23 protein-coding genes and 1 pseudogene are annotated in these 23569 nt (G+C 62.0%); 8 read left to right on the top strand and 16 right to left on the bottom strand.

The window, feature by feature from the left end; translation table 11 throughout:
* Positions 1 to 25 precede the first annotated feature (25 nt).
* The 5 genes and pseudogenes from N1937_RS15520 to N1937_RS15500 form a co-directional block, all read right to left on the bottom strand.
* Positions 26 to 178: pseudogene (locus tag N1937_RS15520) on the bottom strand (winged helix-turn-helix transcriptional regulator); the annotation flags it as partial.
* A gap of 4 nt (positions 179 to 182) precedes the next feature.
* A complete protein-coding gene (locus N1937_RS15515; RefSeq protein WP_017965362.1) occupies positions 183 to 1031 on the bottom strand; it encodes an anti-sigma factor family protein in 849 nt (282 codons plus the stop codon).
* Between the two features lie 2 nt (positions 1032 to 1033).
* On the bottom strand, positions 1034 to 1543 hold the full coding sequence (locus tag N1937_RS15510) for an RNA polymerase sigma factor (protein WP_017965361.1): 510 nt from the start codon (positions 1541 to 1543) through the stop codon (positions 1034 to 1036).
* 187 nt (positions 1544 to 1730) lie between these two features.
* On the bottom strand, positions 1731 to 2291 hold the full coding sequence (locus N1937_RS15505) for a tetratricopeptide repeat protein (protein ID WP_164576201.1): 561 nt from the start codon (positions 2289 to 2291) through the stop codon (positions 1731 to 1733).
* A 159-nt stretch (positions 2292 to 2450) separates the two neighbouring features.
* Positions 2451 to 3359, bottom strand: coding sequence for a metallophosphoesterase family protein (locus N1937_RS15500; protein WP_162116574.1), 909 nt, complete (start codon positions 3357 to 3359; stop codon positions 2451 to 2453).
* A gap of 73 nt (positions 3360 to 3432) precedes the next feature.
* On the opposite strand from N1937_RS15500, the gene N1937_RS15495 reads away from it, so the two are divergent.
* On the top strand, positions 3433 to 3909 hold the full coding sequence (locus N1937_RS15495) for an NUDIX domain-containing protein (RefSeq protein WP_260056503.1): 477 nt from the start codon (positions 3433 to 3435) through the stop codon (positions 3907 to 3909).
* A gap of 80 nt (positions 3910 to 3989) precedes the next feature.
* On the opposite strand, the gene N1937_RS15490 is transcribed toward N1937_RS15495, so the two are convergent.
* Entirely contained in the window at positions 3990 to 5000 is a 1011-nt protein-coding gene (locus N1937_RS15490; protein WP_260058963.1) for a glutathione S-transferase family protein, read from the bottom strand.
* Positions 5001 to 5195: 195 nt separating this feature from the next.
* Between N1937_RS15490 and N1937_RS15485 the strand changes: the two genes are divergently transcribed.
* Together N1937_RS15485 and N1937_RS15480 are read left to right on the top strand one after the other, a co-directional pair.
* Complete coding sequence (locus N1937_RS15485) at positions 5196 to 5759, top strand: GNAT family N-acetyltransferase (protein WP_162116502.1); 564 nt, start codon at positions 5196 to 5198, stop codon at positions 5757 to 5759.
* 97 nt (positions 5760 to 5856) lie between these two features.
* A protein-coding gene (locus tag N1937_RS15480) for an IS630 family transposase (RefSeq protein WP_260056502.1) occupies positions 5857 to 6803 on the top strand; the annotation gives its coding sequence in 2 pieces (ribosomal slippage) (positions 5857 to 6195 and positions 6198 to 6803; 945 coding nt in all).
* A gap of 211 nt (positions 6804 to 7014) precedes the next feature.
* On the opposite strand, the gene N1937_RS15475 is transcribed toward N1937_RS15480, so the two are convergent.
* The 5 genes from N1937_RS15475 to N1937_RS15455 are packed head-to-tail and all read right to left on the bottom strand — an operon-like array spanning position 7015 to position 14261.
* Positions 7015 to 7431, bottom strand: coding sequence for a GNAT family N-acetyltransferase (locus N1937_RS15475; RefSeq protein ID WP_260056501.1), 417 nt, complete (start codon positions 7429 to 7431; stop codon positions 7015 to 7017).
* A gap of 4 nt (positions 7432 to 7435) precedes the next feature.
* Positions 7436 to 9505, bottom strand: coding sequence for a membrane protein (locus tag N1937_RS15470; RefSeq protein WP_017965354.1), 2070 nt, complete (start codon positions 9503 to 9505; stop codon positions 7436 to 7438).
* 1 nt (position 9506) lies between these two features.
* Positions 9507 to 12320 carry a DUF4159 domain-containing protein gene (locus N1937_RS15465; protein ID WP_260056500.1) on the bottom strand — a complete coding sequence of 938 codons (2814 nt, stop codon included), beginning with the start codon at positions 12318 to 12320 and terminating at the stop codon, positions 9507 to 9509.
* Positions 12317 to 13237: a DUF58 domain-containing protein gene (locus N1937_RS15460; RefSeq protein WP_162116506.1), complete on the bottom strand. Its 921-nt coding sequence runs from the start codon at positions 13235 to 13237 to the stop codon at positions 12317 to 12319. Before N1937_RS15460 ends, N1937_RS15465 begins: the two co-directional genes overlap by 4 nt.
* 13 nt (positions 13238 to 13250) lie before the next feature.
* Positions 13251 to 14261, bottom strand: coding sequence for an AAA family ATPase (locus N1937_RS15455; protein ID WP_017965351.1), 1011 nt, complete (start codon positions 14259 to 14261; stop codon positions 13251 to 13253).
* A gap of 158 nt (positions 14262 to 14419) precedes the next feature.
* Here N1937_RS15455 and N1937_RS15450 point away from each other — a divergent pair, with 158 nt between their 5' ends.
* Genes N1937_RS15450 through N1937_RS15440 form a run of 3 tightly spaced genes read left to right on the top strand, consistent with a single transcriptional unit; the run spans position 14420 to position 16940 of the window.
* Complete coding sequence (locus N1937_RS15450; protein ID WP_017965350.1) at positions 14420 to 15043, top strand: DUF1285 domain-containing protein; 624 nt, start codon at positions 14420 to 14422, stop codon at positions 15041 to 15043.
* Positions 15040 to 15690, top strand: a complete 651-nt coding sequence (locus N1937_RS15445; RefSeq protein ID WP_017965349.1) for a CoA pyrophosphatase — start codon at positions 15040 to 15042, stop codon at positions 15688 to 15690. The genes N1937_RS15450 and N1937_RS15445 overlap by 4 nt, the downstream gene beginning before the upstream one ends.
* Entirely contained in the window at positions 15687 to 16940 is a 1254-nt protein-coding gene (locus N1937_RS15440) for a CCA tRNA nucleotidyltransferase (protein WP_170281346.1), read from the top strand. Before N1937_RS15445 ends, N1937_RS15440 begins: the two co-directional genes overlap by 4 nt.
* Here N1937_RS15440 and N1937_RS15435 read toward each other — a convergent pair whose 3' ends face one another.
* The 3 genes from N1937_RS15435 to hemF form a co-directional block, all read right to left on the bottom strand.
* Complete coding sequence (locus N1937_RS15435) at positions 16941 to 17126, bottom strand: DUF1059 domain-containing protein (RefSeq protein ID WP_003565542.1); 186 nt, start codon at positions 17124 to 17126, stop codon at positions 16941 to 16943. It lies immediately after the preceding gene.
* A 114-nt stretch (positions 17127 to 17240) separates the two neighbouring features.
* Positions 17241 to 17510, bottom strand: a complete 270-nt coding sequence (locus N1937_RS15430) for a hypothetical protein (protein WP_017965347.1) — start codon at positions 17508 to 17510, stop codon at positions 17241 to 17243.
* A gap of 102 nt (positions 17511 to 17612) precedes the next feature.
* Positions 17613 to 18524 carry an oxygen-dependent coproporphyrinogen oxidase gene (hemF, locus tag N1937_RS15425; RefSeq protein WP_222295053.1) on the bottom strand — a complete coding sequence of 304 codons (912 nt, stop codon included), beginning with the start codon at positions 18522 to 18524 and terminating at the stop codon, positions 17613 to 17615.
* Between the two features lie 179 nt (positions 18525 to 18703).
* On the opposite strand from hemF, the gene N1937_RS15420 reads away from it, so the two are divergent.
* On the top strand, positions 18704 to 18964 hold the full coding sequence (locus N1937_RS15420) for a hypothetical protein (protein ID WP_017965345.1): 261 nt from the start codon (positions 18704 to 18706) through the stop codon (positions 18962 to 18964).
* Between the two features lie 3 nt (positions 18965 to 18967).
* Here N1937_RS15420 and N1937_RS15415 read toward each other — a convergent pair whose 3' ends face one another.
* Positions 18968 to 20614, bottom strand: a complete 1647-nt coding sequence (locus N1937_RS15415; RefSeq protein ID WP_170260660.1) for a Na/Pi cotransporter family protein — start codon at positions 20612 to 20614, stop codon at positions 18968 to 18970.
* Between the two features lie 209 nt (positions 20615 to 20823).
* Entirely contained in the window at positions 20824 to 21285 is a 462-nt protein-coding gene (locus N1937_RS15410) for a tRNA (cytidine(34)-2'-O)-methyltransferase (protein ID WP_162116512.1), read from the bottom strand.
* Between the two features lie 385 nt (positions 21286 to 21670).
* Here N1937_RS15410 and N1937_RS15405 point away from each other — a divergent pair, with 385 nt between their 5' ends.
* A complete protein-coding gene (locus tag N1937_RS15405; protein WP_170260662.1) occupies positions 21671 to 23527 on the top strand; it encodes an ABC transporter ATP-binding protein in 1857 nt (618 codons plus the stop codon).
* Positions 23528 to 23569 lie beyond the last annotated feature (42 nt).

Here is a 23569-nt window from a genome sequence, read left to right as displayed (position 1 = left end):
GCCGCGACCGCAGCAATTCAAAGTGTTACAGCGTCCTATGCGCGTCTGAAAAGACGCGCGGCCCTGTAGTGCGGCGCGGCCTGACGATGCAGTCGGCGATATCGCCGGCTTCGTTGCGCGCCTCGGCATGGCGCTGGCCCCATTGGCAGAGCGCCAGCAGCACCGGCTCGAGGCCGAGGCAATCAGATCGCGGTGGCGATCTCCATGGCGAGGTGTCCGAGGGTTGCCTCGGCGGAGGGGCCGGCAAGCACATAGGAGGTGCCGGCATTGTGCCAGGTCACGAGGCCGATCTCGTCCTTGATCGTTTCCTTGAAGTCGTCGGTCTCGGGCGGCTGCGCGTCTTTGCGGAAACAGATGGAGATAACGTCGCCGTCGGCGTTGGAATAAACGAGCTGCCCGACAGGGCGGCTGTCGCCGAGGATGACACGCGCGCCCTGGAAGGTCCAGGCTTCGGCGCTGAGATCAGGCACACGGAAGGGCACGCCGATCGCGGTCGTCAGCCAGCTGGAGATTTCCTCGGCCTGCGAGGCAGGCACTTCGACGAGATGGCGGGGCTGGCGGATCAGCAGGCGCTGATAGGCGGTGACGTCGCCCAGCCAGTCGTTGGTATTGGTCGGTGCCGTATTGGTGGTGGTGGCCATGGTGGCGATCTCGTCGGCATCGGGGGCTGCGCCGACGAAATAGCCGATGCCGCAACCGACGACGAAGAGGATGAGAGCGGCGGCCAGCGCCTGCGGGCCGCTCGGCGCCAGTTTCACCTGCGGACGCGTGGCGCGCTGGGCGATCGGCGTTTTTGGCGGCTGCGTGCTCTTGATGGAGCGGACGAGGGCGAGCGGCACCGGCTCCTTGAGGATATCGTCGAGGCGGCGGCGGCCAAAATCGGCGCCGTGACGCAGCTTCTCATGCAGCCGGCGCGCATTCTCGTCACTTGCCAGACGCTGTTCCAGTTCGTGCCGCTGTTCGGGCGAGACTTCGCCGTCGAGAAGGGCGGTGAGCTGGGCTTCGAGCGGCAATTTCCTAAAATCGAGCAAATTCAGTACCTGTGGATCGGGTGAGTGCCGGCGAGCCCGGCGAAATGCAGCCTCGCGGTGGCGAGCTGAGAGACGACGTTTGTCAACGGAATGCCCATGATGTCGGCCGCCTGCTGATAGCTGTGGCCTTCGACGTCGACGAGCAGGAACATGCTGGAAACGCCATCCGGCATATCGGAAATCATGTGATGGATGGTGTCGGGATCGACCGCAGCCGAGCGTTCGCGCGCGGCCTCGCGAATATCGGTGACGTTGCCGCGGACGGAAGCCTTCGGCTTGCGCTTGCGGATGTCGTCAGTCCATTGCTGGCGGGCAAGCGTGTAAATCCAGCTTTCCAGCCGGCCTTCGCCGCTCCATTGATGACCTTTGGAAATGGCGCGCTGACAGACGGCCTGAACGAGTTCATCGGCCACGGCAACCTCACCCGCGAGCGTGATCGCGAAGCGGCGAAGGCGGGGTAGGAGGCCGACGAGATCACGCCGGAGATCGATGGTCGTTGCGGGCTGACGCATTGTCTATCCAAGAAGCATTCACAATGGTCTCGCGGACGAAGGGTTCGCCGTCGGGCGCGAAACCGACTTTATCGACGCTGTCGATGCATGAGCTTTATGAAACAAGTCTCCTGCACTTCGCAAGCATCCGGTCGTCTTCATCCCTCTTTCCCGAGAGATTTTCGTATTGTGGCCCGCAAAGCTTGCGTCAATATGTCTTGTAGCCGTTCAAGCTTTGCAGCAGGGAGCGATAGGCCCAGGTGCCTTCGCCGCCGCGATCACGGATTTCGACAAGCTGGACGCGGGCGCCCTGGATGTCTCCCTGTTCCACCAGCGCCATGCCCATATAGGAGCGGGCGAGGATATAATTCTCATCCGCCTGCAGCGCCCGGCGGTAGTAGGACATGCCGAGCTCCATGCGGCCGGCCTTGCGATTGGCGTAACCGAGATAGTTCAGGACGCGCGGGTCGTTCTGGTTGCGAGCGAGATTGAGCACCGTGATTGCGTTGTCATACTGCCCGGCATAGGCAAACTCGCGGGCGAACTGATAGAGATCGTCGTCATTGAAGCTGCTCTTCTTCGGGTTGACACATTCTTTCTTGGCCTTGTCCCAGACCTTGCCGCCGGTGCAGGTCTTGGTCGTCTGGGTCTTCGGCGGCGGATTGGTGTCATCGTTGCTGTCGCCGGCCGCAAAAGCGGCCGTGGCGATGCCGAAGGCAAAGCCGGCGGCGAGCGAAAGTCTGGACAGGTAACGGAAAGAAGAAGTCATCGGCGCGCTCCATTCTCAGGCAATGCAGTTGCTCGGATTGTACGCTTACCACTAAAAATACCAAGAGGGTAAGCAACCTCCATGGCAAATGTTGCGACGGTGGCCCGATGTCCTCGCAGATCGATTCAAGTGCTGCATAAAAAGCGTTCAGAAGTGACGCTAAGGCGCGAAAATATCGGCACTTTCCGGCATCACCGCGTCGCCGGCCCTGTTGAGGCTGAAGCGCTCGCCGCTGAGCTCCCAGGCGCCGGGAGAGCCGTCGATGGAGAAGAGGTTGTAGGCGGCGGGCGGCTTGACGCTACCCGGTCCCTGCGAGGCTGAGGCAATGCCGACGACCGGCACCGGCTGCACCTGGCCGCGTAGCCAATGCAGCGTGTTCAGGTGCGTATGACCGTGTAGCACGAGTTCGGCGCCGCCCGTCGAAATCACGGCGGCGAAGCGGCGGATGCCGATCATCCGTTTGTAGAAGGCCGTGGCGCCGCGGATTGGCGGATGATGGATCATGACAACGCGGAAGAGCCCGGCTTCCCCAGCCGCGCGCAACATGTTGACAGTATCGCGGGCCTGTCGCGCGCCGAAAAAGCCGGAGGCGGCGAAGGGAGGAGTGGCGACCGCCGTCGAGCAGCCGACAATCGCGACTTTGCCGCGAACACGCAGATAGGGGAAGATATGGCGGTCGTCCTGCCACTGCGGCGGAGCCAGATCGCCGCGGACATAATCATACCAGGCGCGCATCGACTTCTCATAGGCGCCTGGTACATAGGCGTCATGATTGCCGGGAACGACTGACGTGTTCGCGGGATCGCCGAACGCGCGCAGCCATGCAGCCGCGGCGCGAATCTCAATGCCGCTCGCCAGATTGACGAGGTCGCCGGTGACGGCCAGGTGATCGGCCTGGTGGGCGCGAATGTCGTCGAGCAGCAGATCCAACGTGCTGCCGAAAAGGTGCTTGCGTCGATTTCGATGCCAGTTCACAAAGCCTGTTATGCGTTTTGAAAACAGCTCTTGAACGGAAAGACTGGGCAGCGGCCCGAGGTGGACGTCGGAGATATGCGCGAGCTTGAACATGTTACGAGACATAGACCAGCTTATTGACAAATCAAACACATCGGGCGCGATGAAGAGCTGAAACGGAGTGATAGTGGATAAAGAGAACCGGCCCCTTCACATGAGGCTGGCATTGCGCCTGCTGCATGTCTATTTCAGTTTCGTCCGCAGCATGACCGTGGGCGTGCGGGCCGCTTGTTTCGATGCGGACGGGCGCATCTTTCTCGTGCGCCACAGCTATGTCGGCGGCTGGCATATGCCAGGCGGCGGGCTGGAGCGCAACGAGACGGTCGAGGAAGCGCTTGCCAAGGAATTGCGCGAGGAGGGCAACCTCAGGATCATCGGCAAGCCGCAGCTGATCCAGGTCTATTTCAATACCACGACCACAAGGCGCGACCATGTCGTCTTCTACCGGGCGACCGTCGAGCAGACGGCTCCGCGGCCGCCGGACTGGGAGATATCCGACAGCGGCTTCTTTTCCCTCGACAGCTTGCCCGAGGGCACGACCAAGGCGACGTATCGCCGTCTCGCGGAGCTTCGCGGCGAGCGGGAGTCCGACCACCGCTGGTGAACCTCAGGCGGCGGCAAGCGACTGCATAATTTCTTAAATCGGAATCGATTTAGGGATAAAATTTGCAGCAATTCAAAGTGCTACAGCGTCCTTTGCACGTCTAAAAAGGCGCGCGGCGTTGTAGTGCGGCCGTGCGGACTGTCGAGATCGAGCGCCGGGCCGACGGGAACGATGCCGGTCGGATTGATCGTTTTGTGGCTGCGATAATAGTGCTGCTTGATGTGGTTGAGGTTCACCGTCTCGGCAACGCCTGCGGTTTGATACAGGTCTCGCAGATAGCCGGGCAGGTTGCGGTAGTCGGCGATGCGGCGGATGTTGCACTTGAAATGGCCGACATAGACAGCGTCGAAGCGCACCAACGTGGTGAACAGGCGCCAGTCAGCCTCGGTCTGGTGGTTGCCGAAGAGGTAGCGGCCCTTGCCAAGGCGCTCGTCGAGCATGTCGAGCGTTTCGAACAGCTTGCCGACGTTTTCTTCATAGGCTTGCTGGGTGGTGGCAAAGCCCGCCTTGTAGACGCCGTTGTTGACGGTGTCGTAGACGATAGCGTTCAGCGCATCGATGTCGGAGCGAAGGTCCTCGGGATAAAAATCGGCTGTCAAACCGGTCAGCCCGTCGAAGGCGCCATTGAACATGCGGATGATCTCGGCGGATTCGTTGTTGACGATCGTGCCGGTCTTCTTGTCCCAGAGGACGGGAACGGTGACGCGGCCGGAATAGCGCGGATCGGCCCTGACATAGATCTGCCAGAGCGTGGTGGCGTCGAAGAGGTGGTCGCCGGTGGCACCGCCGCCGACCTTGAACTCCCAGCCGTTATCGAGCATCAGCGGATCGACGACGGAGACCGAGATCAGCTCTTCGAGCTTCTTCAGCTTGCGGAAGATCAGCGTGCGGTGCGCCCAGGGGCAGGCGAGCGAGACATAGAGATGGTAACGCCCGGCCTCGGCCTTGAAGCCACCGCTGCCCGAAGGGCCGGCCTCACCGTCCGATGTCACCCAGTTGCGGAACTGCGATGGCTGCCGCTTGAAATGGCCCTTGCTCTCCTTCGTGTCATACCAGACGTCATGCCAGACGCCATCCACCAGCATTCCCATGGTCTTCATTCCCTTCATTGCGTGTTGGAACGGAAGATATCGCAGATGCCAGGGCTTTACAGGCGACAAAGATTGAACAGTGCGTCACGTCGCGCATTTTGCGTTGGACGGCGGAAATTTTTCCTGCTATCGGCGTTTTCACGATTTTTCGGACCCCTGCCTGATGTTCATTTCCAGAAACCCGCGACGACGCTGATGCTCCCGAACGCCCTAGGCGTGTTCGAGACCCATCAATCTGTCCATCCGGTTTCTGTCATCATGTACAAGCACGATCTCGTCTACCTCACTGAAGACGCGTCTCATGACGCCGCCATCGAACACATCAACGAAGAAGCCTTCGGTCCGGGCCGCTTCACGCGCGCTGCCGCGCGCATCCGTGAGCAGGGGCCGCATGATCTGTCGCTCTCCTTCATCTGCACCGATAACGGTGAGACGATCGCCTCCGTGCGTATGACGCCGGTACTGGCCGGCACGGTGAAGGGCCATCTGCTTGGCCCGCTCGCCGTCCGCCCCTCCCACAAGAACAAGGGCATCGGCCGGGAACTGGTGCGGATCGCGGTGGAGGCGGCAAGGCGCAAGGGCTCGGAAGCCGTCATCCTCGTCGGCGACCCGCCCTATTACGGCCCGCTCGGTTTCGAGAAGGTCGCCTACAATGCGCTTTCTTTTCCAGGCCCGGTCGATCCCGGTCGTGTGCTTGTCGTTCCGATTGCCGACGGCGTGCAGGCGCGGCTGAAGGGCACGATCGCTTGGCGTGAATGATTTAGAGCGGGATTGTTTTAGTCGGAATCGGAACAGGGATTCCCTTTCTGGTGCAAATCAGATTCACCATTCTGGCCGGTGCAGGAGGCCGGTCTGGATGGCGAAACCTTTTTCGGATGATCTTCGGGAACGCGTTGTGGGCGCAGTAACGCGCGAGGGCCTGTCGTGTCGAGCGGCGGCAAAGCGCTTCGGCATTGGCATCAGCACCGCGATCGACTGGGTCCGGCGCTTGCGTGAGACGGGCAGCGCGGCTCCCGGCCAGATGGGCGGGCACAAGCCACGGGCGATCTCAGGTAAACATCGGGTCTGGCTGATCGATCGCTGCCACATGCAGGCGTTCACCTTGCGCGGGTTGGTGGCGGAACTGGGAGAGCGCGGCCTGAAAGTGGATTACAGCGCCGTCCGGACCTTCGTGCATGAGGAAGAGCTGAGTTATAAAAAAAGACGTTGGTCGCCAGCGAGCGCGAGCGGCCCGATGTTGCCGCCCGGCGGGCGCGCTGGCTGAAGCATCGCCATCGCATCGATCCATCTCGCCTTGTCTTTATCGACGAAACCTGGACGAAGACGAATATGACGCCGCTCAGGGGCTGGGCGCCGCGCGGCGAACGGCTGTTGGGCCATGCGCCCTTCGGCCACTGGAATACCATGACTTTTGTCGCAGCCCTCAGGGCCGACCGCGTCAGCGCACCGTGGATCATCGACGGTCCGATCAATGGCGAACGCTTTCGCATCTATGTCGAGAGGGTGCTGGTACCGGAGCTCAAACCCGGCGACATCGTCGTCATGGATAATCTCGGCTCGCACAAGGCCGGCGCTATCCGTGCCGCCATCCGCAAGGCCGGCGCCCGATTGTTCTTCCTGCCGCAGTATTCCCCCGATCTCAATCCGATCGAAAAACTCTTCGCCAAGATCAAGCACGAGCTGCGCAAGGCGCAGGCTCGAACCCGACAGGCCATCGACGACGCGCTGGCAGCCACCCTTCAAACCGTCTCGCCGAAAGAGTGCCAAAACTACTTCAAGGAAGCCGGATATGAACGGACGTAAAACAATCCCGCTCTAGAGCGCTACGCGTCCTTTTCGGACGCACAAAGGACGCTCTAACACTTTGACTCTACGCATCGTGCTTTCCGAAAATCGATTCCGGTTTTCGGGCCGATGCGCCAGAGCAATTCCAGCAAAAGTGCACAGCGTCCAGAATTGCGTGAAAACAAAGAGATAGAGCACTTTCGTGGTTCGACGAAAAACGGAAAGTGCTCTAGAGACTTTTCCGGAGGAAGCTGCGCGTGCGGCCTTCCGGGAAATCCTCAAGCTCCCCGAAGACCTCATAACCCTGGCTGAGGTAGGCGCGCAGAGCCCGCGTGCTGAACGTGTCGATCCAGGCGCCGCGGCACCCCCGGGCTCTCGCCTCTTCTTCCGCCTTTGCGAGGATATTACCTGATATACCGGTGCCGCGCAGTGTGTCGGGAATGTAGAGCATCTGGGTGAAAAGCCAGCCCCAGGCGGTAAAACCGGAAAGACCGCCCGTCACCTTGCCGTCGGTATCGCGGATGAGGACCGCAAGCGGCCGGCGATCCGAGGGGCCGACATCGCTGTTGTTGAACGCCGAGAGCGCGTCGGTGATTGCCGCGAGCTCTTCTGTCGAGGGCGCGGCGGTGAGCTCGAATTCCGGCATGAGATTACCGCCCTTCGCGCCACCACATGGCGCCGAAGGCGAGCAGCAGGATGCCGACGCCGGCGAAACCGGCAAAGAGCGGCAGCGTGTTGATGCCCTTCAAGACGGTCTCGCTGGTCATGCGGATCATCATGCGATCGTTGTCGGAGACGCGCACCTGGCCGCGCACCGGCAGGATCGGCGGCACCGAGATCGCGCCATTTGCATTGGAGACGCGGGCGACGAGACCCTTGCTTCTGTCGGCGACCGGTTTCAGCACATCGGTCGTCGAGATCATCGCCTTGAATTCCGGTGCATCGACGGCGCCGATATGGACAAGCGTCGACAGATTGCCGTTGCGAATTTCGAAGAGACCGATTTCGTCCATCCTCTTCTCGGCCTTGTAGAGGCCCGGTTCGGACTGGGTAAGCGGCAGAGTTTCGGTCTTGCCGGAAGGATAACGCACGGTGGCGTTGCCGGGATTGTCGCCGATCGTCTGGCGCGTGATCTCAAGGGTCCGGCCGGAGGCGCGCGCCGTCAGCGCTTCTTCCTCGAGCGCCGGCTCCTTCATCAGCCAATGGGCGATACGGCGATAGAGCGAAACGTTCGGACCGCCGCCTTCGAAGCCGCGCGCCCAGAGCCAGCCCTGATCGGAAAGCAGCATGGCGACGCGGCCCTGACCAGCCCGGTTCAGCACCAGCAGCGGGTGATTGTCGGCGCCGAGCATGATCGTCTCGCCCTGCGGCCGGTCGACATCGACGCTGCGGAACCAGCGGCCCCAATGCGGCGGGTCCTCGCCCGACCCGTCAAGGCCGCGCGTGACGGGATGTTTGCGGCCTTCCTCGGAGAGGCGGGGATAGAAGGCCTTTTCGATCATCTCTCCGGTCGGCGTTGCCGGCAGGACCGAGGAAAGTGGCGTCAGTGCAATGGAATCGGGGCCAGCGTGCTCGGGACCGGCGGCGATCAGCAGCGCGCCGCCGTTGTCGACATATTGCGCGATGTAATCGTAATAGAGCAGCGGCAGCACGCCGCGGTGTTGGTAGCGATCAAAGATGATCAGGTCGAAATCCTTGATCTTGTCGACGAAGAGCTCACGCGTCGGGAAGGCGATCAGCGACAGCTCGTTGATCGGCGTTCCGTCCTGTTTTTCCGGCGGACGCAGGATGGTGAAGTGGACGAGATCGACCGACGCATCGGATTTCAGCAGGTTGCGCCAGGCGCGCTCGCCGGCATGCGGCTCGCCGGAAACGAGCAGGACGCGGAGATTCTGGCGGATGCCGTCGATGACGTGGACGGCACGGTTGTTGGCGGTGGTGACTTCGCCGGGAAGGGCTGCGACCGAGAATTCGAGCACATTGCTGCCGCCACCCGGCACCTTGAAGGAGAAGGGCGTATCCTGCCCGGGTGTCGCCTGCAGGGTGGCGATCTCATCACCATTCAGCTTCACCGTGACATCGGCCGTGCCGCCGGGGCTCGGACCGTCGTCGAAGACGCGCAAGATCACCTGCTGCTCTTCGTTGACGATGCCGAAGCGCGGCCCCTTGATGACTTCGATGCGGCGATCGAATTCGTTGGCCTTGCCGGTTACGAGACCATGGATCGGCGCGTCGAAACCGAGCGCCTGATTGGCGGCTGGAACATCATGGACTTCACCGTCGGTCAGCATGATGGCGCCGCCGATGCGGGCGGGCGGGACATCGGCAATGTTGGCCGACAGCGCGTCGAACAGGCGCGTGGACGGCACGTCGGAATTGACGTCGCCTTCGACATCGACGAAGCGGGGCTCTATCTGGGGGAAGCGGGCGAGCTGTCCTTTGAGGGCAGCAAGCGCATCGTCGGTCATCTTGACGCGATCGGGTGTCTGCTGGCTCTGGCTTCGATCGACAAGAACGGGGACGATCGTCGACAACTGATCCCTGTCTTCCTGCAGGAGCACAGGATTGGCAAGCGCGGTCAGCATGGCGAGTGCTGCCAGCGTTCTGATCCAGGCGCCGCGGATGCCGCGCCAGATCGCGAAGACGGCGATGATCGTGCTGACGGCAGCCAGTGCGGCCAAAACAGGCCAAGGCAGGAAGGGCGAAAAGTCGAACGTCATCTCATTGTCCTAACCGTTCGAGGAGGTCGGGAACATGGACCTGGTCGGTCTTGTAGTTGCCGGTCAGCATATACATCATGATGTTGACACCGGAACGGTAGGCGTATTCGCGCTGCGTTTCATCCGACGGCACGGTCGGCAGCATCGGTACGCCGTTGTCGTCGATCGCCCAAGCGCCGGCGAAATCATTGCCGGTGATCAGGATCGGCGAAACGCCGTCGGCTGTCGCCGCCGATTTTTCGCTCGGCCCCTGACCGCCCTGCCGGGACTCAATCCAGAGCGGGCTGCCGGTATAACGACCGGGAAAGCTCGACAGGAGATAGAAGGACTTCGTCAGCACATGGTCTGATGGTACCGGTTCGAGCGCCGGAATATCGAGATTGGCGAGGATTGTCTGCAGCCTCTCACCGTTGGCGCTGACATTGCCGCCATTGTCCAATGCGCTGATCTGATCGCGCGTATCGAAAAGCACAGTGCCGCCATTGCGCATATAGGCATCGATACGGCTGATCGCCGCCGTCGACGGCATCGGCGCCGTCGCCGAAACCGGCCAATAGATGATCGGATAGAAGGAGAGCTCGTCTTTGGTGAGGTCGATGCCCACGGGCGGTGCCGGCTCCAGCGTCGTGCGAAAAGTCAGGAACTGGGTCAGTCCCTCGAGACCGCGCTCGGATATATTGTCCACGTCCTGTTCGCCGGTGACGACATAGGCGAGGTGCGTGTTATCAAGCCTCTGCAAGATGAGGTCGTCGCCGGGCTGGGAGTCGTCGGCGTGAAGCGTGCCGGGTTGGATGAGAAAGCAGGCGCCGACGGCGACCGCGATCATCGCTGTGGTGCGGACAGCCGGGCGCAATCGCGAGAATGCGCCATTCATGAACAGAACGATCAGGCTATCGGCCAAGAGCAGCAGAAAGGCTGCGAGAAAGAGTGCGGGTTTTGCCGACCAGCTTTCGCCGCCGATCAGGCCTTCGCGCACGGCATTGGTCCCTGTTGTGTCGAGCGGCGTCAGTTCGGCGTTCTCGGGCAGCACGTTCAGGGAGGTGAAACCGTCCTCCGAACCGTAGAGCCCGGGCGGGTTGTCGAAATTCGCCGTCGGTTCGGCTCCGGCCTGCGGGATGAGCGGCCGCGCCGAACCCGTCTCGGAGACGAGCGTGCCCGTGGCCGTCAGCATACGGAATGGCGGCAGGGTTTCGGAGACACGCGCATTGCCGCGCGCTTCCGAAGTCACGCCGCCCGAGCGCGATATCTGCAGGAGGTGACGCAGCATGTCGACGAAAGTGCCTGAGATCGGCAGATTGGACCAGGTTGCTTCCGCGGTGACGTGAAACAGGACGATCTGGCCGGATGCGAGCTGCTTCATCGTCACGAGCGGCGTGCCGTCAGCCAGGTTCGCCCAGGTGCGTTCGGCAAGATCGGGTGTCGGTTCGGCAAGCACCTGCCGCTTGACGACGACATCGGCAGGACGCGCTATCCGGGCGAAAGGTCCGAAACTTGGAAATTCGGCAAGTGACTGCGGCTCGCTCCAGGACAAAGTGCCGCCCAGCGCCCGTTCTCCCTGGCGCAGGATGACGGGGATCAGCGGATCGTCCGCAGGGGCTGCCGCCATGCGCGGGCCGGCAAAACGCAGGAGCATGCCGCCATTCGATATCCAGCGCGTCAGAGGCTCGTAGGTCTCCTCCGGCAGCCGGCCGATATCGGCCATGATGATGATGGAGGGATTGCTGGCGAGAAGTTTTGGTATTGCGACCGAAAGATCGGAATCGGCAGGTTGGATCAGATCCGCGTAGGGCTGCAGCGCTCGCTGGATATAATAGAGCGGCGAGAGCAGCGGCTGGAACTCATCCCCTCCTTCGCCCGACAGCAAGACGACGCGACGGCGCTTGAATGCATCATCGAGAAGGTGGACGGCGCCTGCGGTGGCACCGTTGTCGACGCTGACGCGTGCGAAATCGTTGCGCATCTCGAAGGGTGCGGTGATCGAACTCGTCGCGACGCTCTGGCCGGGGCGGAAGTCCACCCTATCGTTGGCGATCGAGCGGCCCTGGGTATCGACGGCGTTCAACGCCACGGATGCGGCATGCGAGGTATTGAGCCGAGTGACCTTGACGGTCATGGCGTCTGCCGCATTGTTGGCGGCGGTGATCGCCACGGTCCGCGCAGCATCGCCTTCGATTAGGCGCAGATCGGCGGGCTGGAGTTCGGCGAGCCTGCGCACCGTCGAGTCGTCGGGCTTGGCGGCGGCGCCGTCGGTCAGGAAGGCGAGGGTACCAGGCTTGATGCCATTCATCGCGGCGCGCAGCGCCTGGAAGGCGCGTTCGCGGTCCGGCACAAGCGGTCGTGGCTCGGCGGCACGCAGCTTGTCGCGGGCGGCAGCGGCGGTGCCGGGCACGGCGTCGTTGGTCGGATCGGCGGTGAAGGCGATCGACACAGGCGTGCCGGCGGATTCGGCATCGTCTATCAATGCGTCGGCGGTCTGGATGCGGCGCTCCCAGTCCGGTGCCGCCGCCCAGCTGTTGTCGACGAAGAGGACGAGCGGGCCACCTGATGCGAGCGAACTGGTGCGCGGATTGAAAACCGGATCGGCGATCGCAAGGATGATGGCGGCGGCGAGCAGCATGCGCAGCAGCGTCAGCCACCACGGGCTTTGCGCCGGCGTCTCCTCGCGCTTCAGCACGGAGGCGAGGATCTTCAGTGGCGGGAAGACTTCGGTCTTGGGACGTGGCGGCGTCAGCCGCAGCAGCCACCAGATGACGGGCAAGGCAAGGAGCGCGCCTAGAATGGCGGGATAGGCGAAAGCGAAGGGAAGGGCGTTCATAGCTGCCCTCCATGCGTAGCCTTGGCCGGCATGCCGGACAGATAGACGTGCACCGCGACCAGCGCCTCCGACGCAAGGTGATCGGTGCGGTGGCTGGCGAAGGTCCAGCCGAGATGGCGCAGCGACTGGCCGAGGCTGTCCCTGCGGGCGAGATAGGCGGTGCGATAGGCCTCGCGGATATGTTCGGCGCGGCCGGAGATAAGCTTGGCGCCGCTCTCCGGATCGGTGAATTCGGTGCGGCCGCTATAGGGGAATATCTCCTCGGCGGGATCTGATATCTCGACCACGTGGCCGCGCAGGCCGCGGCGGGCAAGCGGGCCGAGCCGTTCCATGATTGCCGGCGCATCGTCGAGGAAATCGCCGATGAGGACGAGGTCGCTCCAGCCGCGGATCATCGCTGTTTCCGGCAGGCCGCCGGTCAGCGGTGTGTGCATGAGCGCGGCTGCGAGGCGTTCTGCGGCGTTGCGGGCGGAAGCGGGTTCCATGATGCCGGGGCAGCCGATGCGTTCGCCGGAGCGGGCGAGGATTTCGGCAAGCGCCAGCATGATGACCAGCGCGCGGCTTTCCTTGGAGACGCTGCCATAGCTCGACTTGTACATCATCGAGGGCGACATGTCGCACCAGAGCCAGATCGTGTGCGCGGCCTCCCACTCGCGCTCGCGCACGTAGGTATGGTCGTCGCGGGCGGAACGGCGCCAGTCGATGCGGGACAGGCTCTCGCCTTCGGCATAAGGGCGAAACTGCCAGAAATTCTCGCCGATGCCGCGCTTGCGGCGACCATGCCAGCCGGCGATCACAGTGTTGGCGATGCGCTTGGCTTCCACCAGGCAGTCCGGCACCAACGCGGCCCGCTGCCTGGCGCGGGAAAGGGCATCGCTGCCGGGTGTCGGATTGACGATCTGTCCGATAGATGCCACGCGTCCGGCTTCCTTATCCCTTTGCCTGCTTGACCAGTCCGGCGATGACATCGCGCACCGACATGCCTTCGGCGCGGGCGGCGAAAGTCAGCGCCATGCGATGCTGGAGAATGGGTTCGGCGAGCGCGAAGATATCGTCCAGAGACGGTGCGAGACGGCCTTCGTAGAGCGCGCGGGCACGCGCGCAGAGCATCATCGCCTGGCCGGCGCGCGGGCCTGGACCCCAGGCGACGTTCTTGTCGGTCGAGGCATTGCCCTGTCCTGGGCGGGCGGAGCGTACCAGCGCCAGGATGGCATCGACAACCGTGCCGCTCACCGGCATCTGCCGCACCAGGGTCTGGATTTCGATCAGCCGCTGCGCATCGATGATGGCTTCCGGCCGGGTTTCGCCCAAGCCCGTCGTCTCGAGCAGGATCTGGCGCTCGGCCGCAAGTTCGGGGTAGTTGACGTCGACTTGCAGCAGGAAGCGGTCGAGCTGGGCTTCGGGCAGAGGATAGGTGCCTTCCTGCTCGAGCGGGTTCTGGGTGGCAAGCACATGGAAGGGCGCCGGCAGGTCATAGCGCTGGCCGGCGATCGTGATGTGATATTCCTGCATGGATTGCAGAAGGGCCGACTGGGTACGCGGTGAGGCGCGGTTGATCTCGTCGGCCATCAGGAGCTGGGCGAAGACCGGACCCTTGACGAAACGGAAGGAGCGGCGTCCACTGTCGTCCTGGTCCATCACTTCGGAGCCGAGAATATCCGAGGGCATCAGATCGGGCGTGAACTGGATGCGGTTGGCGGCAAGGCCGAGCACCTCGCCGAGCGTCGTCACCAGTCTGGTCTTGGCAAGGCCGGGAACGCCGACGAGCAGGGCATGACCGCCGGACAGCACGGCGAGAATGGTGTTCTCGACGACACTTTCCTGACCGAAGATCACCTTCGAGACTTCCCCGCGGATGGCGGCGATATCGGAGAGCGCTTTTTCGGCGGCGGCGACGATCGCCTTTTCATCGAGGCTGGCTTCGGTCTTCATCATACCCACGGGCATCTCCAACGGCTGAAATCATTCGGCAGCGAATCGGCGGACTTATACATGTGCCTCATACCCGATAGAGTTATGGAGATGTGACGGGCTGACAAGTTCGTTACGAATGACTATCTCGTGACTTTACTTCGTTAAGGACAAACCGGGACGGAAGAATGGCAGCCGAGGAAATCAGCGGACAGGCGGATGCGGCGGGACTTGCCGCGCTGATTTTGCGTGCCTCTGAGGAAAATGCCGGCAAAAAACGAGGATTACCGCCAGTCGAACGGTGGAATCCGCCTTTCTGCGGCGATATCGACATGGAAATCCGGGCGGACGGCACCTGGTTCTACATGGGCACGCCGATCGGCCGACCGGCGCTGGTGCGGCTGTTCTCGACGGTTTTGAGGAAAGACGACGACCAGAAGACCTATCTCGTAACTCCTGTGGAAAAGGTCGGTATAAGGGTCGTCGACGCGCCTTTCATCGCCGTGGAGATGAGCGTGACGGAGGGGCAAGGCCAACAGGTGCTGACTTTTCGTACCAATGTCGGCGATGTCGTGGAGGCGGGAGGAGAGCATCGGCTGCGCTTTGCCATTGCGGGCGAGAATGCCGAATTAAAACCCTATCTGCATGTGCGCGGGCGGCTGGAGGCGCTGGTATCGCGTGCAGTGATGTATGAACTGGTCGCGCTCGGCGAGACTTTCAAGGTGGAGGGGCAGACGATGTTTGCGATACGCTCCGCCGGCGAAGTCTTCCCGATTATGCCGGCCGACGAACTGGATGCTCTTTGCCGATGAATGATGCGATCACCCACCGCTACCCGCTGTTTTCCGCAGCCGAATTCCGCCGCCGCGCGCTCAACCAGAATGGCGGGCCGGTCGACCATGCCTGGCGCGATCACGGGGACCACATCCTCAATCCCGATATCGTGGCCGAGGTCGAGACCTTCAAGCTGCGCGACGCCGCCGTGCTCGTGCCCGTCGTCGATGACGGCGAGGAGGCGTATGTGATCTTCACCAAGCGCACGACGACGCTGCGCAAGCATTCCGGGCAGATCGCCTTTCCCGGCGGCTCGATCGACCCCGCCGATATCTCGCCCGAAATGGCAGCGATCCGTGAGACGGAGGAGGAGATCGGCCTGGCCGGTTCTTTCGTCGAAACCGTCGGACGACTGCCGAATTACCTTGCCTCGACGGGCTTCCGCATCACGCCGGTGCTCGGCGTCGTCACGCCGGGCTTTGCGCTGACGCTGAACCCGACCGAGGTGGACGACGTGTTCGAGGTGCCGCTTTCCTTCCTGATGGATCCTGCCAATCACACCCGCGACAGACGTGTCATCGACGGCATCGACCGGCATTTCTACCGCATGCCTTATGAAACCAGAATGATCTGGGGCATCACCGCCGGCATCGTCCGTACGCTTTACGAAAGGCTTTATGCATGACCGGCCTTGCCGACCAAGCATGGTTCCGCGATCCGGCCCTCGGCCGGATCCTAGCGCTTCTCAACGCCGATGGCGGGGAAGGGCGGGTGGTTGGCGGTGCGGTGCGCAACAGCCTGATGGGCCTGCCGGTCAATGATGTCGACATCGCTACGACACTCAGACCGGAGGCGGTGATGGAGCGGGCGGCGGCGGCTGGCATCAAGGCAGTCCCAACCGGCCTGGAGCACGGCACGGTGACGCTCGTCATCGACGGCAAACCTTTCGAGGTGACGACGCTTCGCACCGATGTCGAGACCGACGGGCGGCATGCCAAGGTTGCCTTCAGCACTGACTGGAAGGCAGATGCCGAACGGCGGGATCTGACGATCAACGCGCTTTATGCCGATGCCGAGGGCGAGGTGGTGGATCTCGTTGGCGGACTTGCCGACATTGAGACGCGAAACATCCGCTTCATCGGCGATCCTGCAAGGCGAATTGCCGAGGACCATCTGCGCATCCTGCGTTTCTTCCGCTTCTTTGCCTATTACGGTTCCGGACGGCCGGATGCCGAAGGGCTGAAGGCATGTTCCCTCGCACGTTCGAAACTGAAGACGCTTTCGGCAGAGCGCGTCTGGTCTGAACTCAGAAAGCTGCTTGGCGCCGGCGATCCCGGCCGGGCGCTGCTGTGGATGCGGCAGGTGGCGGTGCTGACGGAAATCCTGCCGGAGTCGGAACGATGGGGGATCGATGCAATCCCTTCGCTGATTACCACCGAAAAGGCGCTCGGCTGGACGCCCGATCCACTGCTGCGCCTTGCGGCGATCGTGCCGCCGGATGCTGAGCGCATGGAGCTGCTTGCGGCCCGGCTCAAGCTCTCGAATGCGGAGGCGGCCACCCTCAAGGCCTGGGCAACGGCAGCGCCTGTTAATGACGATATGTCGCCGGCCGCCTTCGAACGGCTGCTTTACCGCAACGGCGCCGACGGCATCACGACGCGGCTGAAGCTGGCGCTTGCGGTTGCGCGCGGCAAGGCCGAAGGTGATTTCGACGAGATGGCGCGGTCGGCGCGGCTCATCAAGCTGCTGGACAAGGCAATGCACTGGAAGAAACCGCAGTTTCCGCTGAACGGCGGCGATGTGATTTCGGCGGGAATCGCGTCCGGTCCGCGTGTCGGCGAGCTGCTTGCCGGTCTGGAAAACCAGTGGGTGGAGGAAAATTTCGTTTCCGACCGGGCGGCGCTGCTCGCCCGGCTGCAGGAGCGCGTGCAATAATCAGGCTGCGTTCACCTCGTCGCGGATGCGAGCCTTGATATTATCCACCATGTTTTCGCGGATCGTGGTTTCGCCGTGAGCATTTTTCAGGTGCTCAACGGCACGGCGGACCACCTCGGCGTCGCTATCCGCCCGTGTATGCCAGGCGCAGCCCGGAACGAGAGTGCCGCATTCGAAAAGTCGCATGATCTTCTCCTCTGTTCGAAACACAATGACGATCGCGATCTTACGCGATTTATGAATGTGCGGGGGGAGGGAAGGTTCCGGCCGGCATCGACATGCCGGCCAGCAAAGGCAAAGTCAGTCGGGCATCGCCCAGGCTTTGTAGGTATCCAAGAGATGGCGGGGCATGTTGCTGTTGGCGGCCGCTGCTTCATTCTGCAGCTGTTCCGGCGACTTTCCGCTGGCCAGTTGCAGCTTGACCTGCTCGACGAAGCAGGACAGCGGCAGATCCGAGCCGCTCTTGGCCCGCAGTTTCTCCGCGATGCGCGTTAAAAACTCAGGCGTGTCGATCGCGCGGGATGTTTCCTGGACATCCGTGGACGCAGGCGAGCCACCTTGTATCGTCATGACAATCCTCCTCGATTGTTACGCACATACACATAAAGTTAGGACGCACTGAGTTTTCGTGAAGGTCTATCAACTCGAATTTATCGACGAGATCTCACAGTTTCATGGCCAGCGGACAACGGGGGGCAACGATGAGAGAATGGATTCAACGTTGCCGCCGGTCTTCAGGCCGAAGATCGTGCCGCGATCATACAGCAGATTGAATTCGACGTAGCGGCCCCGGCGGATCAATTGTTCGTCGCGGTCGGCCTCCGTCCACAATTTATTGAAATTGGAGCGGACGATCTTTGGATAGACCATGGAGAAGGCCCGGCCGACATCGCGCGTGAAGGCGAAATCGGCATCCCAGCCGCCGGCTTCCTCGCTCGAATGCAGCCAGTCGTAGAAGATGCCGCCGATGCCGCGGGCCTCGTTGCGGTGTTTCAGGAAGAAATATTCGTCGCACCAGGCCTTGTAGGCATCGTAATCGGCGACGGCATGATTGCGGCAGGCGATCTCCATGGCCTTGTGGAAAAGCTGGCTATCCTCATCCTCCTGCGTGCGGCGGCGCGACAGCACCGGCGTCAGGTCGGCTCCGCCGCCGAACCAGTGGCTTGATGTGACCACCATGCGGGTGTTCATATGCACCGCCGGAACGTTTGGGTTGACGGGATGAGCGATCAGGGAAATGCCCGAGGCCCAGAAACGCGGATCGTCCTTGGCGCCAGGTATCTGGCCACGGAAATCCGGAGAGAACTCGCCGTGGACTGTGGAGGTGTGGACGCCGACCTTCTCGAAGACGCGGCCTTCCATCATCGACATTCGGCCACCGCCGCCGCCGGCGTTTTCGCGTGACCAGTCCTTGGCGACGAAGCGGCCAGGCTGCTGGTCGGAAAGCGGCCCTTCCAACTCATCCTCGATGGCCTCGAAGGAGGCGCAGATCGTATCGCGCAATCCCTCGAACCAATTGCGGGCGGCGGCCTTCTTGTCTTCGATGTCGCCGGGCAAGCCGATCGGCAGTTCAGGTCGTTCCATTTGCGCCTCCGGCGATCGACATCTCCTTCGGAGGCGACTCGCTCATTCTTGATTGCACGCCATAATTAGCAGTTGGTGCTGCATCTCGCCAAGCGTGGCCAATCATCGTCCGTGCGCTTCCAAGATTCGACTCGCAAATCAAGAATTTCGATATTACCTTTTCCAAGGAGGTAAGTTTGATGAAAAAAGTTCCAGGGCCTCCGTCCTTCGACGGCCTGAAGCGCAGGATAGCGAGACATCGGGCGGAAAATCCTCCGCGCAAGAAAGACCATTTCGTGCGTGAGACATATTGCCTCGGCCTCATGGACGCACGCGCCAAGGCGCGCGAATGGTTCGACGAATATCCGAAAGCCGCCTATTGGACCGAGGTGGAGAGTTGGCGTCAGCTCGACGGAGACCAGATCGAATTCACCATGCGCCGCCTGCCTTCGGCCGACTGACCGTCACTTTGCGGTCGCCCGCACTCGGCTTTCGATCAGCAGGCCGCTTTCATCCATGATCGGATGCGCCACCGAGACGATGTGGGCGTTGATGCGCTTCAGGTCGCGCAACATGTCGAGATGCAGCGAACTCGTCTGCAGGCTGTCGGTGCGGCCGTCACGCAGACGTTCGAGATGGCGCTCGGCAGACTGCTTTTCCATGCGGCGCACCTCTACTTTTACCTCCATCATCTGACGCGCGAGATTGAAATCGCGGGTGACGAAGATCGTCTGGGCGACCCGCAGATTGTCGATCGTCAGGTCGAACAGCTTGCGCAGTTCCTGATGACCGTCCTCGGAAAATTTCAAGCCGAGGGAGATCTTCTTCGCCACCTGCTCCGCTAGGCCCTTCTCGATGATGTCGCCCATATGCTCAAGGTTGATCGCATAATCGATGACGACGATCGAGCGGCGGGCGTTCTCATCGCTGAGACCCTCGCGGCCGAGCTTCGAGAGATAGACCTTCACCGCCTGCTGCAGCCGGTCGACGCGCTCTTCGAGGGCGGGAATCTCGGCAAGTTTGGAGGGATCACCGTGTTCGAAGGCTTCGGACACCCGGATCAGCATGCGCTCGATCAGGTCGCCGACGCCGAGCACTTCGCGGGTAGCGCTGGCCAGCGCCACGACCGGCGTCGAAAGCTCCTGCGCATCCAGATATTTCGGAGCGCTGTCGGGCTCGGCTTGATCCGGCACCAGCCGGGCCATCAGGGCAGCGAGCGGCCGGGAGAATGGCCAGGCCAGCGCCGCCAGCAGAAGGTTGAAGGCAAGATGGGCATCGACCGGCAGCTTGGCAGGGCCGAAGGGCAGCATTTGAATGAGTTCCGCGCCATATCCTGCCAGCGGCAGGGCGATAAGGCAGCCGAGCGTGCGGACGGCGAGATTGCCGAGGGTGACGCGCCGCGCCGAAACCGGGCCGGACAATGTCGCGACGACAGGCGGTATTGCGCCGCCGAGATTGGCGCCGAGCACGAGCACGATGACGAGTTCGGCGGAGACCACGCCGGCCGAGGCGAGTGACAGGATGAGCACCACCACCGCAAGGCTCGACGAAGATGCGAAGGCAAGTGCTGCCGAGACGATCATCGCCACGGGCAGGGCGCCGTCCAGCAGGCCGATGAAAGCGGCAAGGGCGGGAGAGGCGCGCATCGGTTCCGTCGCAAGGCCAAGCAGGTGCAGCGACAGCAGCATCAGGCCGATGCCGATCAGCGCTGTGCCACCACCCTGGCTGGTGCTTGAACGGCCGCGGCAAAGCACGATGCCGACAAGAATCAGGAGAGGAGAGAGCCATTCGATGCCCGTTGCCACGATCCAGGCGGTGATCGCGGTACCGACGTTAGCGCCGAGCAGGACGATCTGCGCCATGCGCGGCTTGATCAGGTCACGCTCGACGAAGGAGGCCGTCATCAGTGCCGTTGCCGTCGAGCTCTGCAGCGCGATGGTTGCGACGAGGCCTGACAGGAAAGAACGAAGGCTGCCGCGCGTGCCGGTCGCCAGACCTGTTCTCAGGCGGGCGCCGAAGGCTCTGGATACGCCATCCTTTACCTGCGCGAGGCCGAACAGCAGCAGAGCCACGGCGCCGAACAGGTTGATCATGATAATTGTAGAGTCCATTTTGTTGTTTTATTCTTCTTTCACGTCCTAAGAGCGTGGTTTTTCTAAATAAAACTTTCCAAACCGTTGGAATCTTAGAGGTCGGGGAGCAGTTTTTATTGTTCGGCTAATAAATATAAACCGGTTTGACGGCTTGGCAATGTCAATTTCCGACAATGCGGAGCTGATTTACGATTGCGCCGGATTATTCTCCGCCAGTCTGATGTCGTTCAAGCCCAGACAGTCTGGCGCATCGCCTCGCCGACGATCATCGCGGCCGAGACTGCGACGTTGATCGAGCGCTGGCCTTCGACCATCGGGATCAGGACGCGCGCATCGGCCCTCTCATGCACCTGATCCGGCACGCCGGCGCTTTCGCGACCGAAAAGCAGGATATCGTCCGGGCGGTAGGCAAGATCGGTATAGCGATCCGCCGCCTTGGTCGAGGCGAGGATCAGGCGGCGGCCGGTGGCCAGACGCCACGCCTCGAAGCGGTCCCAGCTGACATGGCGGGTGAGGGCGGCAGCGGCGATATAATCCATGCCGGCCCGTTTCAGGTTGCGGTCGGAAATGTCGAAGCCGGCGGGCTCGATCAGATCGACCGCGAAACCAAGGCAGGCGGCAAGGCGCAGGATCGTGCCGGTATTGCCCGGAATATCCGGCTGATAGAGTGCCAGTCTAAGTGAAGTCATGATGCGCCATCTTCCCGCTTTCACCGCCAAAGGCCTAATGCAACTGTGATTTCGAAGCAACATGACGCGTTTGGGCCCGAAAAGATGAATTTTTTGGCAGAATAGGGCTGGAAAATTCGTCGTTTTCGCGTTATCGGTGCATATCTTCAATCGCCAGCAAGGAGCGCCAGAATGAATATTTTGCTGTATGTGCGCCTCCCGGCCGTGATGCCAAGCGGTGCGATTTTCCGCCGATAGTGCGGCTTGCTTCCCTGAATTTCCTTTCTGATCCATTGTGCGGCTGTCTCAGCCTCGCCCCTTGAACGTTCGGTTCCCATGTGTGCTTGCGTAGCGCTGGGATGGCGCGAAGCCGGGAGCCGGAACGCTGACGTTTCGGAGCAATTTCATGTTTGGCTGGTTCGAACAGCGACTCAATCCCTTTCCAAGCGAGGACCCCGTCGTCCCGCCGAAAGGCCTTTTTGCCTTCTGCTGGCACTACAGCAAGCCGGCCGCGCCCTGGCTCGGCCTGATGGCCGTGCTGACCGCACTGATCGCGATCGGCGAAGTGGCGCTCTTCCAGTTCCTCGGTGACATCGTCGACTGGCTGACCAATGCCGACCGCGCCACCTTCCTGGAGAGAGAAGGTCACAAGCTTTTCTGGATGGCGGCGCTGGTGCTGGTCGGCCTGCCGCTGACTGCCGGGCTCGATTCTCTCATCATGCATCAGATGATGCTCGGCAATTATCCGATGATCGCACGCTGGCAGATGCACCGCTTCCTGCTGCGCCACAGCATGTCGTTCTTTGCCAATGAGTTTGCCGGGCGTGTCGCGACCAAGGTGATGCAGACGTCGCTTGCGGTGCGCGAAACGGTGATGAAGATCCTCGACGTCTTCGTCTATGTCGTCACCTACTTCCTGACGATGATCGTCGTCATCGCAGCGGCCGACTGGCGGCTGATGATCCCGATCCTCGTCTGGCTCGCAGTTTATATCAGCATCGTCGCCTATTTCGTGCCGCGGCTTCGCAAGATTGCGGCGGCGCAGGCGGATGCGCGCTCGATGATGACGGGACGCGTGGTCGACAGCTATACCAATATCGCGACCGTCAAGCTGTTTTCGCATGCGGGGCGCGAGGAGGTTTACGCCAAGGAGGGCATGGACGAGTTCCTGCAGACCGTGCACAAGCAGATGCGCAAGGTGACGCTCTTCCATATCAGCGTCTACATGAACAACTGCATCGCGCTCTTCGTCATATCGGGCCTGTCGATCTGGTTCTGGCTGAATGGGGCGATCTCAGTCGGCGCCATCGCCATCGCCATCGGTCTTGCCATGCGTGTCAACGGCATGTCGCAATGGATCATGTGGGAAGTCTCGGCACTGTTTGAGAATATCGGCACGGTCTATGACGGCATGGAGATGATGAGCAAACAGCACGACATCGTCGACAAGCCGGGCGCACCCACCCTGACGGCGAAGAAGGGTGCGATCCACTACGACCGGATCCGCTTTCACTACGGCAAGAGCAAGGGCGTCATCGACAATCTTTCGCTCGACATCAAGGCGGGCGAGAAGGTCGGCCTGGTCGGCCGCTCCGGCGCCGGCAAGACGACACTGATGAACCTGCTGCTGCGCTTCTATGATTTGGAGGCCGGCCGCATCACCATCGACGGGCAGGACATCGCCGGCGTTTCGCAGGAAAGCCTGCGCTCGCTGATCGGCGTGGTGACGCAGGACACCTCGCTGCTGCATCGCTCGATCCGCGACAACATCGCCTACGGTCGCCCCGATGCAACGGACGCCGAGGTGATCGAGGCCGCCAAACGCGCGAATGCCTGGGAGTTCATCGAAGGTCTCGTCGACTTGCAGGGCCGCGAAGGGCTGGACGCGCAGGTCGGCGAACGCGGCGTCAAGCTCTCCGGCGGCCAGCGGCAGCGCATCGCGATCGCCCGCGTCTTCCTCAAGGACGCGCCGATCCTGGTGCTCGACGAGGCGACCTCGGCGCTTGATTCGGAAGTTGAGGCGGCGATCCAGGAAAACCTCTTCGCCCTCATGGAGGGCAAGACGGTGATCGCGATCGCCCACCGGCTTTCGACGCTGACGGAGATGGACCGGCTGATCGTGCTCGACAAGGGCCGGATCATCGAGGCCGGTTCGCACAGCGAACTGATCGCGGGAGGCGGCATCTATGCCGACCTCTGGAACCGCCAGTCCGGCGGCTTCCTCTCCGATCATGCCGAGGAAGCGGAAGTAGCGGCGCAATAAGATGCAATGAGGCCCTCTCCACGGAAGTGGGGAGGGCCTCTT

This window comes from Rhizobium sp. WSM4643 (genome assembly GCF_025152745.1).
Taxonomy (GTDB): Bacteria; Pseudomonadota; Alphaproteobacteria; order Rhizobiales; family Rhizobiaceae; genus Rhizobium; species Rhizobium leguminosarum_I.
The sequence above is the reverse complement of the archived record's forward strand: the minus strand, read 5'-3'. Positions and strand labels throughout refer to the sequence as shown.

What these genes read in the sequence shown, in the direction of transcription:
- N1937_RS15440 (WP_170281346.1), top strand. Translation starts at nt 15,687, where the DNA reads ATGACCGGCCTTGCCGACCAAGCATGGTTCCGCGATCCGGCCCTCGGC.
- N1937_RS15410 (WP_162116512.1), bottom strand. Translation starts at nt 21,285, where the DNA reads ATGACTTCACTTAGACTGGCACTCTATCAGCCGGATATTCCGGGCAAT.
- N1937_RS15435 (WP_003565542.1), bottom strand. Translation starts at nt 17,126, where the DNA reads ATGCGACTTTTCGAATGCGGCACTCTCGTTCCGGGCTGCGCCTGGCAT.
- N1937_RS15490 (WP_260058963.1), bottom strand. Translation starts at nt 5,000, where the DNA reads ATGGGAATGCTGGTGGATGGCGTCTGGCATGACGTCTGGTATGACACG.
- N1937_RS15485 (WP_162116502.1), top strand. Translation starts at nt 5,196, where the DNA reads ATGCTCCCGAACGCCCTAGGCGTGTTCGAGACCCATCAATCTGTCCAT.
- N1937_RS15420 (WP_017965345.1), top strand. Translation starts at nt 18,704, where the DNA reads ATGAAAAAAGTTCCAGGGCCTCCGTCCTTCGACGGCCTGAAGCGCAGG.
- N1937_RS15450 (WP_017965350.1), top strand. Translation starts at nt 14,420, where the DNA reads ATGGCAGCCGAGGAAATCAGCGGACAGGCGGATGCGGCGGGACTTGCC.
- N1937_RS15415 (WP_170260660.1), bottom strand. Translation starts at nt 20,614, where the DNA reads ATGGACTCTACAATTATCATGATCAACCTGTTCGGCGCCGTGGCTCTG.
- N1937_RS15500 (WP_162116574.1), bottom strand. Translation starts at nt 3,359, where the DNA reads ATGTTCAAGCTCGCGCATATCTCCGACGTCCACCTCGGGCCGCTGCCC.
- N1937_RS15470 (WP_017965354.1), bottom strand. Translation starts at nt 9,505, where the DNA reads ATGACGTTCGACTTTTCGCCCTTCCTGCCTTGGCCTGTTTTGGCCGCA.
- N1937_RS15430 (WP_017965347.1), bottom strand. Translation starts at nt 17,510, where the DNA reads ATGACGATACAAGGTGGCTCGCCTGCGTCCACGGATGTCCAGGAAACA.
- N1937_RS15445 (WP_017965349.1), top strand. Translation starts at nt 15,040, where the DNA reads ATGAATGATGCGATCACCCACCGCTACCCGCTGTTTTCCGCAGCCGAA.
- N1937_RS15510 (WP_017965361.1), bottom strand. Translation starts at nt 1,543, where the DNA reads ATGCGTCAGCCCGCAACGACCATCGATCTCCGGCGTGATCTCGTCGGC.
- N1937_RS15505 (WP_164576201.1), bottom strand. Translation starts at nt 2,291, where the DNA reads ATGACTTCTTCTTTCCGTTACCTGTCCAGACTTTCGCTCGCCGCCGGC.
- hemF (WP_222295053.1), bottom strand. Translation starts at nt 18,524, where the DNA reads ATGGAACGACCTGAACTGCCGATCGGCTTGCCCGGCGACATCGAAGAC.
- N1937_RS15405 (WP_170260662.1), top strand. Translation starts at nt 21,671, where the DNA reads ATGTTTGGCTGGTTCGAACAGCGACTCAATCCCTTTCCAAGCGAGGAC.
- N1937_RS15475 (WP_260056501.1), bottom strand. Translation starts at nt 7,431, where the DNA reads ATGCCGGAATTCGAGCTCACCGCCGCGCCCTCGACAGAAGAGCTCGCG.
- N1937_RS15465 (WP_260056500.1), bottom strand. Translation starts at nt 12,320, where the DNA reads ATGAACGCCCTTCCCTTCGCTTTCGCCTATCCCGCCATTCTAGGCGCG.